At 73.6% G+C, this 14,461-nt stretch carries 13 protein-coding genes and 1 pseudogene; 6 read left to right on the top strand and 8 right to left on the bottom strand.

The features are described from left to right. Positions 1-52 precede the first annotated feature (52 nt). The gene (locus tag ACFV0Q_RS26225) at positions 53-469 is read right to left on the bottom strand and encodes an IclR family transcriptional regulator C-terminal domain-containing protein (protein WP_385008813.1); all 417 of its coding nucleotides are present in this window, start codon (positions 467-469) and stop codon (positions 53-55) included. Between the two features lie 125 nt (positions 470-594). On the opposite strand from ACFV0Q_RS26225, the gene ACFV0Q_RS26220 reads away from it, so the two are divergent. Then, complete coding sequence (locus ACFV0Q_RS26220; RefSeq protein WP_385008812.1) at positions 595-1,338, top strand: methyltransferase domain-containing protein; 744 nt, start codon at positions 595-597, stop codon at positions 1,336-1,338. On the opposite strand, the gene ACFV0Q_RS26215 is transcribed toward ACFV0Q_RS26220, so the two are convergent. Further along, positions 1,339-3,294 carry an exo-alpha-sialidase gene (locus ACFV0Q_RS26215; protein WP_385008811.1) on the bottom strand — a complete coding sequence of 652 codons (1,956 nt, stop codon included), beginning with the start codon at positions 3,292-3,294 and terminating at the stop codon, positions 1,339-1,341. 175 nt (positions 3,295-3,469) lie between these two features. On the opposite strand from ACFV0Q_RS26215, the gene ACFV0Q_RS26210 reads away from it, so the two are divergent. Further along, complete coding sequence (locus ACFV0Q_RS26210) at positions 3,470-4,618, top strand: alpha/beta hydrolase family protein (protein WP_385008810.1); 1,149 nt, start codon at positions 3,470-3,472, stop codon at positions 4,616-4,618. A gap of 143 nt (positions 4,619-4,761) precedes the next feature. On the opposite strand, the gene ACFV0Q_RS26205 is transcribed toward ACFV0Q_RS26210, so the two are convergent. Both ACFV0Q_RS26205 and ACFV0Q_RS26200 read right to left on the bottom strand, forming a co-directional pair. Beyond that, positions 4,762-5,508, bottom strand: a complete 747-nt coding sequence (locus ACFV0Q_RS26205) for a hypothetical protein (protein WP_385008809.1) — start codon at positions 5,506-5,508, stop codon at positions 4,762-4,764. 64 nt (positions 5,509-5,572) lie between these two features. Next, positions 5,573-7,417 carry a FadD3 family acyl-CoA ligase gene (locus ACFV0Q_RS26200; protein WP_385008808.1) on the bottom strand — a complete coding sequence of 615 codons (1,845 nt, stop codon included), beginning with the start codon at positions 7,415-7,417 and terminating at the stop codon, positions 5,573-5,575. 99 nt (positions 7,418-7,516) lie between these two features. Between ACFV0Q_RS26200 and ACFV0Q_RS26195 the strand changes: the two genes are divergently transcribed. The 3 genes from ACFV0Q_RS26195 to ACFV0Q_RS26185 are packed head-to-tail and all read left to right on the top strand — an operon-like array spanning position 7,517 to position 9,928. Beyond that, positions 7,517-8,668, top strand: a complete 1,152-nt coding sequence (locus ACFV0Q_RS26195; protein WP_385008807.1) for a lipid-transfer protein — start codon at positions 7,517-7,519, stop codon at positions 8,666-8,668. A gap of 10 nt (positions 8,669-8,678) precedes the next feature. Next, positions 8,679-9,155, top strand: a complete 477-nt coding sequence (locus ACFV0Q_RS26190; RefSeq protein ID WP_385008806.1) for a Zn-ribbon domain-containing OB-fold protein — start codon at positions 8,679-8,681, stop codon at positions 9,153-9,155. Beyond that, on the top strand, positions 9,152-9,928 hold the full coding sequence (locus ACFV0Q_RS26185; RefSeq protein ID WP_385008805.1) for an enoyl-CoA hydratase/isomerase family protein: 777 nt from the start codon (positions 9,152-9,154) through the stop codon (positions 9,926-9,928). Before ACFV0Q_RS26190 ends, ACFV0Q_RS26185 begins: the two co-directional genes overlap by 4 nt. On the opposite strand, the gene ACFV0Q_RS26180 is transcribed toward ACFV0Q_RS26185, so the two are convergent. After that, positions 9,929-10,555, bottom strand: coding sequence for a hypothetical protein (locus ACFV0Q_RS26180; RefSeq protein ID WP_385008804.1), 627 nt, complete (start codon positions 10,553-10,555; stop codon positions 9,929-9,931). 279 nt (positions 10,556-10,834) lie between these two features. On the opposite strand from ACFV0Q_RS26180, the gene ACFV0Q_RS26175 reads away from it, so the two are divergent. After that, positions 10,835-11,278 carry an SRPBCC family protein gene (locus ACFV0Q_RS26175; protein WP_385008803.1) on the top strand — a complete coding sequence of 148 codons (444 nt, stop codon included), beginning with the start codon at positions 10,835-10,837 and terminating at the stop codon, positions 11,276-11,278. Between the two features lie 34 nt (positions 11,279-11,312). Here ACFV0Q_RS26175 and ACFV0Q_RS26170 read toward each other — a convergent pair whose 3' ends face one another. The 3 genes and pseudogenes from ACFV0Q_RS26170 to ACFV0Q_RS26160 form a co-directional block, all read right to left on the bottom strand. Continuing rightward, positions 11,313-12,257, bottom strand: a complete 945-nt coding sequence (locus tag ACFV0Q_RS26170) for a hypothetical protein (RefSeq protein ID WP_385008802.1) — start codon at positions 12,255-12,257, stop codon at positions 11,313-11,315. 148 nt (positions 12,258-12,405) lie between these two features. Beyond that, the gene (locus tag ACFV0Q_RS26165) at positions 12,406-12,912 is read right to left on the bottom strand and encodes a peptidylprolyl isomerase (RefSeq protein ID WP_385008801.1); all 507 of its coding nucleotides are present in this window, start codon (positions 12,910-12,912) and stop codon (positions 12,406-12,408) included. Positions 12,913-12,992: 80 nt separating this feature from the next. Beyond that, positions 12,993-14,381 (bottom strand): annotated as a pseudogene (locus ACFV0Q_RS26160) (PQQ-binding-like beta-propeller repeat protein); the annotation flags it as partial. Between the last annotated feature and the right edge of the window lie 80 nt (positions 14,382-14,461).

The following is a 14,461-nucleotide window of genomic DNA, read 5'->3' as shown; positions in this document are numbered from 1 at the left end:
GGAGGGGGACCACCGCGGCCGCCGCACACCCCTGTCCGGGCCGGATCGGGCCTCAGCCCAGCCGGAGGAGCCGCTCCACGCCGCGGGCCGCCTGGGTCAGCGCGGGCGCGAGGCGCTCCAGCTCCCGGCGGGTGGTCAGGGAGGCCGTCGTGGTCAGGCCGACCCCGCCGACCGGTGTCCCGTCCCGGTCGAAGAGGGGCACGCCCAGGCAGCGGACGGAGGCTTCGTGCTCCTGGTCGTCGACGGCGTGGCCGCGTTCGCGGACCGCCGCCAGATCGGCGTGGAGCCGCCGCCGGCCGGTGAGGGTGCGCGGGGTGAGGGCGGGCAGGCCGGTGATCCGGGCGATGAGGTCGGTCTCCTCGGTCAGCGCCTCGATGATCCGCAGGGTCTTCTCCAGGGCGCCGCCGGTCGCCGCGCCGCCGGCGCGCGGGGGTCGCGGGCCGGACGGCTCGCCGTGTATGGCACTCACCACGGAAACCCCAAGGTTTGGCACAATGGACGTTTCATACCGCACGGCAACAGATCGGGTGTTCCGGGACGGCCGAACGTCCCGACCGCCGGTCCTCGCGACCCGCGGGTGACTACGCTGACCCCGTGTTCACCTCCCAGGGCCCGAGCCTGCGCGAACTGGCCGTCCAGGCCCTCTCCTCCGTCGAGCGGGGCTACGACCTGCTCGCCCCGAAGTTCGACGAGACCCCCTTCCGCACCCCGGAACGGATGCTCGACGCCGTCGAGGAGACCCTCGCCCGGCGGGAGGGCTCCTTCGGTTCCGGCCTGGACCTGTGCTGCGGTACGGGTGCGGGCCTGCCGATGCTGCGCCGCCTGTGCCGGGACCGGGTCACCGGGGTCGACCTCAGCGCGGGCATGCTGGCCGAAGCCGCGCGGCTGCACCCCGAGGGGATGGACCTCCTACGGGCCGACGCGCTGGCGCTGCCGGAGGCGCTCGGGGACGCGTACGACCTCGCGGTGAGCTTCGGGGCCTTCGGGCACTTCCTGCCGTCCGAGCGGCCCGCCCTGTTCGCGGGCGTGCACCGCGCGCTGCGGCCCGGCGGGGTCTTCGCCTTCCCCGTCGGCGCCCCGATCCCGCTCTCCTCGCCCCTGTGGTGGGCGGTGGCCGGTTTCGACGCGGCGATGCGGGTGCGCAACGCGGTGTGGCGGCCGCCCTTCGTCATGTACTACCGGACCTTCCCGCTGGGCCCGGTCCGCGCCGACCTGGCCGCGGCGGGCTTCACCGTGGAGACGGTCCCACTGGAGCGGTTCGGGTACCGCGAGGACGGCACCCCGCGGTGGCGACTGCTGCTGGCCCGCAAGGCCGGACCGGCGCAGGCCGCCGGCTGATCACCGGATCCCGTCGAAGGGGAGCCGGAGCCGCTCCTGGTCGGTGAGGTCGCCGCCGTCGCGCAGCCGGGCGATGTCGTTGCCGGACAGGGAGCGCCCGTAGATCCGTACGTCGTCCAGCGCGCCCGCGTAGAAGGCCTTGTAGTCGGGCTGCGTGCCGAGGTGGATGGTGAAGGCTCCGGTGGGCCGGAAGTCGCCCTGCCCGGGGGCGAGGGGTGCGGTGGCGGCCGGGGCGCCGTCCACGGACAGTTCGAGCCGGCCGCCCTTGCGCTGGAAGACCACGTGGTGCCAGGCGTCGTCGTCGGTCCGGGTCGCGGCGGTCACGGAGACGGGTCCCGTCCCGGCGTTGATGGTGGCTTCGAGGCGGCCGGTCTCCGGGTCGGCCTCGATGCGCAGCTGCTTCGCGGCCGGGCCCTGTCCGTAGGCCCACACGAGCGGCTGGCGCAGGCCGCTCTCCCGGTCCTGGCCGCGGGTCTTGTACTTGACCCAGGTGGCGACGGCGAAGTCCCCCTCGCCCACGCGCAACGCGTCGGGGCAGTCGATCAGGCGCAGGAAGTCGTCCTTGCCGTCGAAGCGCATCGCCTTGCCGCCGTCGGGCCGGTTGCCGAGCCGGGGCGCGCCGTGGACGACGGCGTCGTTGTGGTGGGCGCTGATGTCGGCGGTGCGGCGGGGGGTGAGGTCCTCGGCGGCGGCCTGGAGCTCGTGGGGGCCGAAGGCGGTGAACTTGATGTAGCCGTGCGGGGTGCCGTTGGCGGTCTCGTAGAGCATGCCGATCCGGCCGCCGGGCAGGACCGCCATGTCCGAGTAGCCGGCGCGCTCGCGCAGCACGACGGCTCCGTCCTTCGACCAGGTGCGGCCGCCGTCCTGGGAGGTGCGCACGGCCAGGGTCCAGCGGTCGGAGAACTCCGCGCCGGGGCGGCTGGGCGCCGACAGCACCAGGGGGCCGCCGGGCAGCTGGAGGAGGGAGCCGGAGGCGGGCGGGGCGGTCAGGCCGGTGACGGGGACGAAGCCGGGGGCCGGGAAGGAGGGGGCGGAGGCGTCGTCGATGAGGGCGGCGACGCGGTGGTCGGTGGTGCCGCAGGTGGCGGTGGAGCGGGCGTTGACATAGATCCGGCCGTCGGGGAGCTGGGTCAGGGCGGGCTCATTGGGCGCGGGCGTGCCCTCGGGGGCGCCCCAGCGGGCGCCGGCCCGCCAGGTGAGGCCGCCGTCGTCGCTGTAGAGGAGCTGGGCGCCGGATTCGTTGGACTCGGTGCGGTAGTCGGCGCCGACGACGAGCCGGCCCGGGCGGTCGGGGCGGGTCGGGGTGAGCTGGACGCCGTGGCCGGGGCCGACGGAGACCCAGGCCCAGTCGGCGCCCTTGAGCTGCGGCTGCGGGTTGGGTTCGGCGGTCCAGTGGGCGCCGTCGTCGGTGCTGTGGGCCAGCCGCAGTTCGCGGGGGCCGCGGACGCGATTGCCATCGGCGTCGGGGGCCCAGGTGCTGTAGGCGTAGAGCAGGGAGATCCGGCCGGAGGCGGAGTCCACGACGGGGGCGGGGTTGCCGTAGGCGCCGGGGTCGCCGGAGCCGCGGATGACCTCCATGGGGCCCCAGGTGCGGCCGTCGTCGGTGGACCGCTTCATGACGAGGTCGATGTCGCCGATGTCGTTGCAGCTCGCGGTGCGGGCCTCGGCGATGGCCAGCAGGGTGCCGTCCTTCGTGGTGGTGAGGGTGGGGATGCGGTAGCAGTCGTAGCCCTCGGTGAAGGCGCTGAACGGCGCGGACACGGCGGCGGTCAGCCCGGGGCGCTTGCCCGCCGCCCCGCCGTCGACGCTGTCGCCCGGGCCGTCGGATCCGGCGGGCGCGTCGGGCAGCAGGGCGAGGAGCAGGGCCACGACGAGGGCGGCCCCGGCCCCGGCCGCCGCCCAGAGCCGGGCCCGGGCACCCCCGGGAAATCGGACAACCGGCTGATTCGAGCTCACCCGTGCAGGCTAACGCGAAAGCGATCACCACCAGCGCCCCGGGGATGTCATCTCGGGGATGTACGGAAGGCGGCGACGTAGATCCACGGGCCGATGGCAGCGGCTCCCGCCCCTCATAGCGTTCGAGGTGTCGGCCCGGACCGGGCCGAACTCACGGAAGACGGACGGAGAGAACGTGAAGCGACGCTCGTTCCTGGTGGGCGCGGCCGTGGCCGCCGCTCTGGCAGGCACCCTCGGCACCACCACCGCCCACGCCGACACCGCCGCGGCACAACCGCCCGCGAGCGCGCTGACGTTGCCCGCACCCACCGGGCACCAGCCCGTCGGCCGGGCCACGGTCCACCTGAGGGACGAGGACCGGCCCGACCCGTGGGTCCCCGCGGAGAAGCGGGAGCTGATGGTCTCCCTCTGGTACCCGGCCACCGCCCCCTCGGGCACGCCCGCGCCGTACATGACGTCCGGGGAGTCCGAGCGGTACACCGCGGCCGTCCGACTGGGCCTGCCGGCCGACCTGTTCACCAAGGTGGGCAGCCATGCGACGGTGGACGCCCGGCCGGTGCGGGTGCCCGGCGGGCTGCCCCTGGTCATCCTGTCGCCGGGCTTCGGCATGCCGCGCGCCACCCTCACCGGCATGGCCGAGGAACTGGCGAGCCGCGGCTACGCCGTCGCCGGGATCGGGCACAACTACGAGGCCGACGGCATCTCGTTCCCCGACGGGCACACCACCTCCTGCGTGGCGTGCGAGGAGAGGGACAAGGACGTGGACAAGACCTACGCGAAGGTCGGCGCCGTCCGCGCCGAGGACATCTCCTACGTCATCGACGAACTGACCGCGAAGCGCCCGGCCGGGAAGAGCGGCCCGGTCGTCGACCCCGGCCGGATCGCCGTCGTCGGGCACTCCGCGGGCGGTTTCAGCACGGTCCCGGCCATGCTGAAGGACCCCCGCGTCAAGGCGGGCGTCAACATGGACGGCAACTTCCGGTACCCCGACCACACGACGCCCGTGAACCGGCCGCTCCTGATGCTGGGAAACCCCGGCCACGTACCCGGCGCGGACAGCACCTGGGACGACACCTGGAAGCAGTTCACCGGCTGGAAGCGCTGGCTGAGCGTCGACGGCACCCAGCACCTCTCCTTCACCGACCTGGCGCCCCTGGCCAAGCAGCTCGGGATGCCGCTCCAGGCGCTGGACGGCGACCGCGCCGACGCCGTCGCCAAGAGCTACGTCGCGGCCTTCGTCGACGCCCACCTGCGCGGCAGGAACGCCCCGCTGTTCGACGGCCCGTCGGCCCGCTTCCCGGAGGTGCGGTTCCACCAGCCGTAGGGCCCGCCGTAGGACCCCGGCCGTAGGGCCCGCCGTAGGACCGGCCGTAGGGCCCGCCGTAGAGCCCGCCGTAGGACCGGCCGTAGGACCGACGCCCCTGCCGGGGCCCGACCGCCCGGCCGGGTCCCCGTCGCGGCTCGCGGTCACTTGCTCCACACGAGGACGTCGAAGGCGCCGCGCGCGTCTCCGCCCAGTCCCCCGATCTGCTGGGTGGTCAGCCGGACGAGCCGGCCCTCCTTCGTCCGGCCGCAGAAGACCCTGCCGGTCTTCAGGTCCATGTCCTTGGTGCTCCCCATGGTGTCGACGACGCCCGCGCAGTCCTCGTACGAGGGCGCCTTCGCCGCGTCCTCCCAGACCAGCACCTTGGCCCCGCCCTCGGGGCGCAGCCGCAGGGTGTTGCCGAACGAGTAGACGGAGAAGTCGTTGTCGCTGTTGACCTCGGACCGCACCGGGGGTGCGGCGTCGAAGTCCTTCGGTTCCGCGAACTCGACCGCCAGGGCGCCCTCCCACTGGACCGTGCCGGGCGGCTTCCCGGACGGGGTCCGGGGGGCCGACGCGGCCGGGGGCGGCGACGACTGGGGCAGCGCGGGGTCCGACGGGGCGGCGCCCTGGGCTCCGCCCCCGGGCGGGGCGGCGGCCACCGGTTCCTTCACCGGGGCCGGGGTGCCCTTCCCGCCGCCGTTGCCGACCAGGTAGGCGCCGACGACGCCGATCACGGCGGCCACCAGGGTGGCACCCGCGCCGATCCAGGCGCCCCGGTGGGGCGAGGGGCTCGGCGGGGCGCTCGGCGGGGCGCTCGGCGGAGGCCCGCCGGGACCTCCGTACGCCGGACCGGACGGCGGGTACCCCGGAGGTGTCGGCCAGCCCTGACGGGGCTCTTCGCTGTTCATCCTGCCCATCCTCACCACATGTGATCTTCGAGGGGACAGGGTACTGACGAAAACGGAATGCCTGTCATGGCCGGTTCACGAACGTCAAGTCCGGTGGTTCCTCCACGGATTGACGACGGGCCCTGAGCTCGGTCTTCAGGACCTTGCCGCTCGCGTTGCGCGGGAGGGCCGTGACGAACTCCACCTCCCTGGGGACCTTGTAGTTGGCCATCTCCCGGCGGGACCAGGCGATCAGGTCGTCGGCGGTGAGGACCGATCCGGGGCGCCGCACCGCGTACGCCTTGCCGACCTCGCCGAGCCGGGGGTCGGGGATGCCGACGACGGCGACGTCGGCGATGTCCGGGTGCAGGCCGATGAGTTGCTCGATCTCGGCGGGGTAGGCGTTGAAGCCGCCGACGATGAACATGTCCTTGATCCGGTCGGTGATGCGGAGGTTGCCGCCCTCGTCCAGGACCCCGACGTCGCCGGTGCGCAGCCAGCCGTCGGGGGTGATGGCGCGGGCGGTGCCGTCCGGGTCCTCGAAGTAGCCCCGCATCACGTGGTGCCCGCGGACCCACACCTCGCCCGCGGTGCCGTCGGGCCGCGCGGTGCCGTCGGGGCCGGCGATCCGCAGCCCCGTGTCGGGGATGGCGCGTCCCGAGGTCTCGGCGACCACCTCGGCCGGGTCGCCCCGGCGGCACATGCTGACGATGCCGCTGGCCTCGGAGAGCCCGTACGCGGTGAGGACGGTGGCGATGTGCAGCTCGGCGCGGAGCCGCTCGACGAGCTGCAGGGGGACCACGGCCGCGCCGGTGACGACCAGGCGCAGGGCGGACAGGTCGTGGTGGTCGCGCTGCGGGTGGTCGAGGAGGGACTGGTGGAGGGTGGGCGGGCCGGGGAGTACGGAGATCCGCTCGGCGGCGATGTTGGCGAGGACGGTGTCCACGTTGAAGACGGGCTGCGGGACCATCGTGGCCCCGCGCATCAGGCAGGCGATGATCCCGGCCTTGTAGCCGAAGGTGTGGAAGAAGGGGTTCACGATCAGGTAGCGGTCGCCCTCGCGCAGCCCGGCGAGTTCGCTCCACACGGCGTAGCAGCGCAGGGTCTGGGCGTGGGTGATGACGGCGCCCTTGGGGCTGCCGGTGGTGCCGGAGGTGAAGATGATGTCGGAGGGGGCGTCGGGGCGTATCGCCTCGGCGCGGGCGCGGACGGCCGCGGCGGGGACGGTGTCCCCGCCCGCGAGGAAGTCCTTCCAGGTGCGGAAGTCCTCCGGGGCGTCGTCGGCGAGGACCACGACCTGCTCCAGGTGCGGCAGGCCGGGCAGGGGCCCGGTGCCGGGGCCTTCGGCGGCGGCGCGGCGCAGGGAGGCGACGTAGGAGGTGCCGAGGAAGGTGCCGGTGACGAACAGCAGGCGGGCGCGGCTGCGCTGGAGGACGTACGCGGCCTCCGTGCCCTTGAAGCGGGTGTTGAGGGGGACGAGCACCGCGCCCGCGGAGACGGCGCCGAGGGCGGAGACGATCCACTCCAGGGTGTTGGGCGCCCAGACGGCGACCCGGTCGCCGGGCTCGACCCCGGCGGCGAGGCAGGCGGCGGCCGCGCGCTCGACGCGCTCGCCGAGCTGGGCGTAGCCGACGCGGACCCGGCCGTCGACCACGGCCTCCCGGTCGCCGTAGCGGTCGGCGGCGTCGCGCACGAGGGCGGCGATGGTGCCCCAGCGGAGATCGCCGCGGGGGTCGGGGGTGTCGGGGGCGTCCGGAACGCCGGTGCTCCCGACGGCCCCGGCTGCCACCCCGGTTCCGGGCCCGGTTCCCGCCCCGCGCCCGTCTCCTCGTGCGTCTCCTCGTGCGTCCCCTTGTACGTCCCCTCGTGCGTCCCCTCGTACGTCTCCTCGTGCGTCTCCGAACCCCTCCGCGCCCGCGCCTTCGTCCATCGCCCGCCCCTCCCCGCGATCCCAGTAGCTGACTATCCGTCAGATTAGCTGTAGCCTTCGCGGCTGTCAGCACTGGCGACCGCACCCCCGGAGGTGGCGATGGCGGCAACGCTCAAGGACGCTACGGCAATCGTCGGCATCGGCCAGACCGCCTTTGCCAAACAACTGCCCACGTCGGAAAAGGAATTGGCCTGCCGGGCCATCCTCGCGGCGCTCGCCGACGCGGGCATCGCGCCCTCCGAGGTCGACGCCTTCGCCTCCTACACCATGGAGGAGACCGACGAGGTCGAGGTCGCCAAGGCCATAGGCGCCGGCGACGTCACCTTCTTCTCCAAGATCGGTTACGGCGGCGGCGGTTCCTGCGCCACCGTCGGCCACCTCGCCTCCGCCGTCGCCACCGGCCAGGCCACCGTCGGCGTCGCCTGGCGCTCCCGCAAACGCGGCTCCGGCCCCCGCCCCTGGAAGAACACCGCCGTCCAGCTGCCCACCCCCGGCCAGTGGACCCGCCCCTTCGGGCTGCTGCGCCCCGCCGACGAGATCGGCATGCTGGCCCGCCGCTACATGCACGAGTACGGGGCCACCCGCGACCACCTCTTCAACGTCGCGATGGCCTGCCGCAACCGGGCCAACGAGAACCCGGCCGCCATGATGTACGAGCGCCCGCTGACCCGCGAGATGTACATGACCTCCCGCATGATCAGCGACCCGCTCTGCCTCTTCGACAACTGCCTGGAGACGGACGGGGCCCTGGCCTGCGTGATCGTCTCCGCCGAGCGCGCCCGGGACTGCCGCCACAAGCCCGTCTACGTCCACTCCGTCGCCCAGGGCCTGCCCGCCCAGCACCACGGCATGGTCAACTACTGGAACGACGACCCCCTCACAGGCCCCGCCTGGACCGCCGCCCGGCACCTGTGGAAGCAGGCCGACTTCGGCCCGGACGACGTGGACGTCGCCCAGATCTACGACGCCTTCACCCCCCTGATCCCGCTCTCCCTGGAGGGCTACGGCTTCTGCGGGCGCGGCGAGGGCGCCGCCTTCACCGAGGGCGGGGCGCTGGAGATGGGCGGCCGGCTGCCGATCAACACCGGCGGCGGCGGGCTGAGCGAGGCGTACGTGCACGGCTTCAACCTGATCAACGAGGGCGTCAAGCAGCTGCGCGGCATCTCCACCGCCCAGGTTCCGGACGCCGCGACCTGCCTGGTGACGGCGGGCGAGGGTGTCCCGACGTCCGCGATCCTGCTGCGCGCCTGAGGAGCCGACGATGACGACGACCACCGCCACCACCGCATCCGCATCCGCATCCGCCGAGGGGCTGCTCCTGCCCGTACCCGACGGGGACGGCGCCCCCTTCTGGGAGTACGCCGCCCGGGGCGAACTCCGCGTCCAGGCCTGCGCCGCCTGCGGCCGGCTGCGCTTCCCGCCGCGCCCCTGCTGCCCGCACTGCCAGTCCTTCGACAGCGAGTGGCGCCCGATGAGCGGGCGGGGCCGGATCTGGTCCTACGTACAGCCGCACCCGCCGCTGCTGCCCGCGTACGCCGCGCAGGCCCCGTACAACGTGATCCTCGTGGAGCTCGCCGAGGATCCGCGGATCCGGCTCGCGGGGAACCTGGTCACCTCCGCCGACGCCCCGCTGAACTCGGTGAACCCGGCCCGGCTGCGGATCGGCGCCCGGGTCCAGGTGGTCTTCGCCGAGACCGGTGGGGTGAGCGTGCCGCGCTGGGTCCTGGAGAAGGCATGACGCTGCGGGTGGAGCGGGACGAGAAGAGCGGGGTCGCGGTCGTCACCCTGGACCGGGAGCGCCGCCACAACGCGATCGACCTGGCCGTGGCCGGTGAACTGGGCGCGGTGTGGCGGGAGTTCCGCTACGACGACTCGGTGCGGGCGGTGGTGCTGACGGGCGCGGGAACGGCCGCGTTCTGCACCGGCGTCGACCGGGGCGTGGAGGTGGCGCAGCCCGCGTCCCCTTACTCGGTCGACGACCCGCTCCTCACCATCGGCCCGAAGGCCAACGACCTGTGGAAGCCGATGATCGCCGCCGTCAACGGCATGGCGTGCGGCGGGGCCTTCTACCTGTTGGGCGAGGCGGAGTTCATCGTCGCCTCCTCGTCCGCCACGTTCTTCGACCCGCACACGACGTACGGGATGGTCAGCGCCTACGAGGCGGTGTACATGGCGCAGCGGATGCCGTTCGGGGAGGTCGCCCGGATGTCCCTGATGGGGACGGCGGAACGGCTCTCCGCGCGGCGGGCGCACGAGATCGGCCTGGTCTCCGAGCTGGCGGAGCCCGGGGAACTCCTGGAGGCGGCGCTGCGGTCGGCGCGGACCCTGGCGGAGTTCCCGACGGAGGCGGTGCAGGGGACGGTGCGGGCGCTGTGGTCGGCGAAGCAGGCGGCCCTCCAGCAGGCGCTGTCCCAGGCTCCGGCGCTGATCGCGCTGGGGAACCTGGCGCCGGAGCGTCAGGCGGAGCTCTTCGGGTCCCGGCGCCCGGGCACGGAGTTCCGCCTGCGCTGATCAGCTGCGGGTCTTGGTGGCCTTGGGGGTGGGCTTGGGCGTGGACTTCGAGCCGGGCTTGCCGGTACCGGAACCGCCGGTGGAGGTGGACGTGGAGGTGGAGGCGCTGGGTGAGGCGTCCGCCACCACGTGCACGGCACTGACCCGGCACTTCGACACGTCACCGGCACGGCCGGGCTGGTTCATCGCGATGGTGGTCGTACCGGTCGCCCGCGCGTCCAGGGTGATCTTCCCGGAGGCCGTCTCGATGATCGCTCCGCCGGCCTCCTCGCGGTACATCGACACCTCGAAGGTCGCCTTCCGGCCGAGCAGGGAGGTGACGTCGACGGTGGTGGAGGGCTGGGTGGCGTCCCCGCAGGAGGCCACGACGGCGGTGGCGACGCCGCCGGTGGCCGAGGCCGAGGGCGTGGGCGAGGCAGTGGCGCTCCCCCCACTCCCGTAATTCTTCTTGGTCGTACTACTACTGCTGCTCTTCTTGCTGCTCTTGGAGCTGGAGCAGCCGCCCCCGCCGCTGCTGCTCTTCTTGCCGCTGCTCCCGCCGCTCGTCGAGAACCCGGTCAGCGCCAGCACCACGGCCACCAGCACCACACCGAACCTGGCGCGGCGTGTTCCCCGTCCCGCGAACATGTCGTGAACCCCTCCCCCTGCGGCCAATGGCGGGCCACGCTATCAAGCCGTCCGGCGAGCGTCCGGCGCTGCTCCCACACCCCGCCCGACGTATCCCGATACGCCACCCCACAACCGGACGTTCACCCTCCACTCTCTCCGCCACCAGCGAAGACGCACCCCACCCCCACCACCCACCCCCCGATCCGTGGTTCCATCCCGACACCCGAACCCGGCGGCAGCCGCACACCCCCGCGTCCCTTCGGTGAGCACCGACCCATCACGAGGAGCACGGCACCAGTGCGCACCATCGCCACCGAGATCACCATCGACGCGACGCCCGAAGAGGTCTGGGCGACGCTGACCGACCTGCCCCGCTACTGCACCTGGAACCCGTTCATCCGGCAAGCCGCCGGCGAAGTGGTGCCCGGCGCGCGGCTGGACCTGACCATGTATCCGGAGTCGGGCAGGCCGACCACCTTCCGGCCGACCGTCCTGGTGGTCGCGCCCGCCGTCGAGTTCCGCTGGGTCGGCCGCTTCCTCGTCCGCGGGCTCTTCGACGGGGAGCACTACTTCCGCCTCTCCGAGGGCCCGGGCCGCACCACCCGGCTGGAGCACGGCGAGCGCTTCAGGGGACTCCTGGTCCCCTTCCTCGGCAAGACGCTGGAGGGAACCGCGCGCAACTTCACCGCGATGAACGCGGCCCTGCGCACCCGCGTCCAATCGGCCCGCACCGCCCGCTGACGTCACATGGCGGCTGGAGCCCGTGGTTGACGGCTCACTGGATCAGGGACGCGTGCGGATGCTCCGGGGACTCCGGGCAGACGTAGAGCTGCAGATGGTTGCCCCGGGAGATCTGGACCCGGGGCGGGTTCCAATCGACGTCTCCGCTGTGCGGGGTGGTGGATTGGTCCTCGTACGGGATCCAGCCGTGGTTGTTGCCGCTCCATTCGCTCGAGGCGATGGTCAGCAGCGGGACCATGCCGGCGTCACAGGTGGCACAGAACCGGGCGATGGGATCGGTGAGGCCCCACGGGGGCCAGCCGCCGGCCTTCCAGCCGGGGGCGAGAGACAGCTCGTTCCCGTAGAACTCCTCCGGGTAGGGGGCCCAGCGGCTGTCCACACCGGATCCGGCCGCCTGCCACCGGCTCCAGTCGTTGAGCGGTGCCCGTAGCTCCTTGCTCAGATCCATGGGGTTGGGGTACTCGGTGATCCGCTCCGGCGCCAGCACGGACGGCCGCGGCACGTAGCCGTCGTACTCCACCGCGAACGGGCCGGGCGGCGCGGCGCGGGTGTGGGTGACCTCGGCGGAGGATCGCCAGAACAGCGCGGTCGGAGGCTTGCAGTCCGGCTCGTGCTCGAAGGGACACCACAGCACCTGGAGCAGATCGGCCTGACCGGGCGGTCGCAGCAGGGGTATGTCGCGCACGTACAGCTGGGCGACGGGCACCATCGGGTTCGGACCGTCGTGCCACTCGTAGTCCTCGCCGGCGCGCACCTCGTACGCCTCGTACAGCTCGCCCGCCTGGTCGTGCGACTCGTCGCAGTACGGCCACGGCTCGTCGGCGGGCCACAGCAGCGGCCCGCCGACCGAACTGTCGTGCGGCGACGGAGACCCGGGGCGGGGATGCAACCGGATCGCCGGGCGTGCCAGCGGGGCCAGTTGAGGAAAGACCGCGGTGACGTCGACCGGCCGCGGCGGAGTGGTACGGATGACGTTCATGGCGCCGATGCTGCCAGCAGCCTCTGACAACGGACACACCGATCCGCGTACAGCTGACACCGGGCGGCGGTAGGCGGATTCCGGGGCCGGGCATGGCGGCGGCCCCGGCCCACGGTGGGGGCGGGGCCGACCGGCCGGGCGGGAGGGGTCAGGCGGCGTCGACGACGCCGGAGGCCGCGATCTCGACCTTGCCCTTGGGGGCGCCGGACTGGGAGCCGAGGGCCTCGATCTGGTCGACGAGCTCCTGGCCCGAGACGACCTCGCCGAAGACGACGTGCTTGCCGTCGAGCCACGGGGTGAGGACGGTGGTGATGAAGAACTGCGAGCCGTTGGTGTTCTTGCCGGCGTTCGCCATCGACAGCAGGTACGGGCGGTCGTGCTTCAGGTTGAAGTTCTCGTCGGCGAACTTCTCGCCGTAGATGCTCTTGCCACCGGTGCCGTTGTGGTTGGTGAAGTCACCGCCCTGCAGCATGAACTGCGGGATGACGCGGTGGAAGCCGGAGCCCGCGTAGCCGTAGCCGTTCTGGCCCGTGGCCAGCTCGCGGAAGTTGCGGGCGGTCTGCGGGACGACATCGTCGAACAGGTTGAAGACGATGCGGCCGGCGGGGGCGCCGTTGATGGTGATGTCGAAGAAGACGTTGCTCATGGGGTCCATCCTGTCACTCCTGGTGCCGTGCGCTACCTGGAGGGGGGCGGGTCGCCTTACGGGGACCGCGTAAGGCGACCCTCAGGAGGTCAGGAGGTCGTACGGGTGCCCGTGCCCTTCGCCGCGTCCAGGGCGTAGACGCAGCGGTCCTTGCTGCACGCGTAGACCACGCCCGCCTCCGCCACCGGGGCGCCGGTGATCTCGCCGCCCGTGGCCAGCTTCCAGCGCAGCTGGCCGCCCGCCGCGTCCAGGGTGTACAGGCAGTGGTCGGCGGAGCCGAAGTGGACCCGGCCGTCCGCGACCACCGGGGAGCCGGTGATCTCGCCGCCCGCCGCGAACCGCCACTTCGGGGTGCCGGTGACCGCGTCGAGGGTGTACAGCGCGCTGCCCGCGCCGAGGTGCACGTTGCCGCCCGCCACCAGCACCGGGTCCGCCGCCGGGCGCGGCTCGGTGGCGATGCGCCAGCGGTCCTTGCCGGTGGCGGCGTCGAGGGCGTAGACGGTGCCCAGGTAGTCGGCGAGGTAGACCCCGCCGCCGGTCACCGCCGGGCCGGGGGCGAAGGCCGGCGGCGCCAGGAACACGGCCGGGGCCTCGAAGTGCCAGCGGACCCGGCCGGAGGCCCGGTCGATGGACAGGACCCGGGTGCCGGCGCTGACGTAGACGTTGCCGTCGGGGGCGGCGGTGACGCGGACCGGGACGTTGCCGCAGGACGCCGCGTCGCCGACCGGGTAGGACCAGGCCTCCCGGCCGGAGCGGGCGTCGAGGGCGCGCAGCCGGGCGTCCTGCCACACGTAGACGGTGCCGTCGTGCAGGACGGGGGCCGCCTCCGGGGTCTCGAAGTCGGACTGGGCCCCGGTCAGCTCCCACAGCTTCTGACCGTTCGAGGCCTCCCAGCCCTGTACGCCGCCTCCGCGCGTGGCGGTGACGACGGTGCCCCGGCCGGCGCGCAGGGCGTACACCCAGGCGTCGGTGGACAGCCGCCACCGCTCGGAGCCGTCGGCGGCGTCGAGCGCGTAGAGGGAGGGGCCGTCGGAGGCGTGGATGCGGCCGTCGGCCACCGCCATGGACCAGGCGACGTCGCGCGTCTTGAACTGGCGGCGGCCGCTGCCGACGTCCAGGGCGTGCACCTCGAAGGAGGTGACGTAGAGCAGGTCGCCCGCGACGGTCGGGGTGCCCCAGACCTCGTTGGACATGCGGAAGCGCCACGGCCGCCAGCGGCCGCTGTCCGGGGACGGGCCGGGCGCCGGGACCGAGGACGAGGGGGAAGAGGACGGCGAGGGGACCGGCACCACGGCGGAGGCCGCGGAGCTGCCCGAGGGCGGCCGGACCCAGCCGGTCGCCGAGTCGGCGGCGCCGCCGTGCTGCCCGCCGCGCTGCCCGCCGGCCGCGGCCGAGGCCGTGGCGCGCGGACCGGGCCCGATCGGCACCGGCGAGCCGCCGATCCGCACGGGCGAGCCGGGGGCGGAGGAGCGAGGAGGGCGTCGAGGCGACCGCCGCGTTCGACGCCGAACAGCCCTTCACCGTGGTCCGCGACCGCACCACCCTGCTGCTGCCCACG

Source organism: Streptomyces sp. NPDC059564 (assembly GCF_042735575.1).
GTDB lineage: Bacteria > Actinomycetota > Actinomycetes > Streptomycetales > Streptomycetaceae > Streptomyces.
This window is presented reverse-complemented; position numbering and strand designations above follow the sequence as displayed.

Coding starts and splice junctions, on each gene's coding strand:
- ACFV0Q_RS26195 (WP_385008807.1), top strand. CDS start 7,517: ATGGCGGCAACGCTCAAGGACGCTACGGCAATCGTCGGCATCGGCCAG.
- ACFV0Q_RS26170 (WP_385008802.1), bottom strand. CDS start 12,257: ATGAACGTCATCCGTACCACTCCGCCGCGGCCGGTCGACGTCACCGCG.
- ACFV0Q_RS26180 (WP_385008804.1), bottom strand. CDS start 10,555: ATGTTCGCGGGACGGGGAACACGCCGCGCCAGGTTCGGTGTGGTGCTG.
- ACFV0Q_RS26190 (WP_385008806.1), top strand. CDS start 8,679: ATGACGACGACCACCGCCACCACCGCATCCGCATCCGCATCCGCCGAG.
- ACFV0Q_RS26185 (WP_385008805.1), top strand. CDS start 9,152: ATGACGCTGCGGGTGGAGCGGGACGAGAAGAGCGGGGTCGCGGTCGTC.
- ACFV0Q_RS26165 (WP_385008801.1), bottom strand. CDS start 12,912: ATGGACCCCATGAGCAACGTCTTCTTCGACATCACCATCAACGGCGCC.
- ACFV0Q_RS26205 (WP_385008809.1), bottom strand. CDS start 5,508: ATGAACAGCGAAGAGCCCCGTCAGGGCTGGCCGACACCTCCGGGGTAC.
- ACFV0Q_RS26200 (WP_385008808.1), bottom strand. CDS start 7,417: ATGGACGAAGGCGCGGGCGCGGAGGGGTTCGGAGACGCACGAGGAGAC.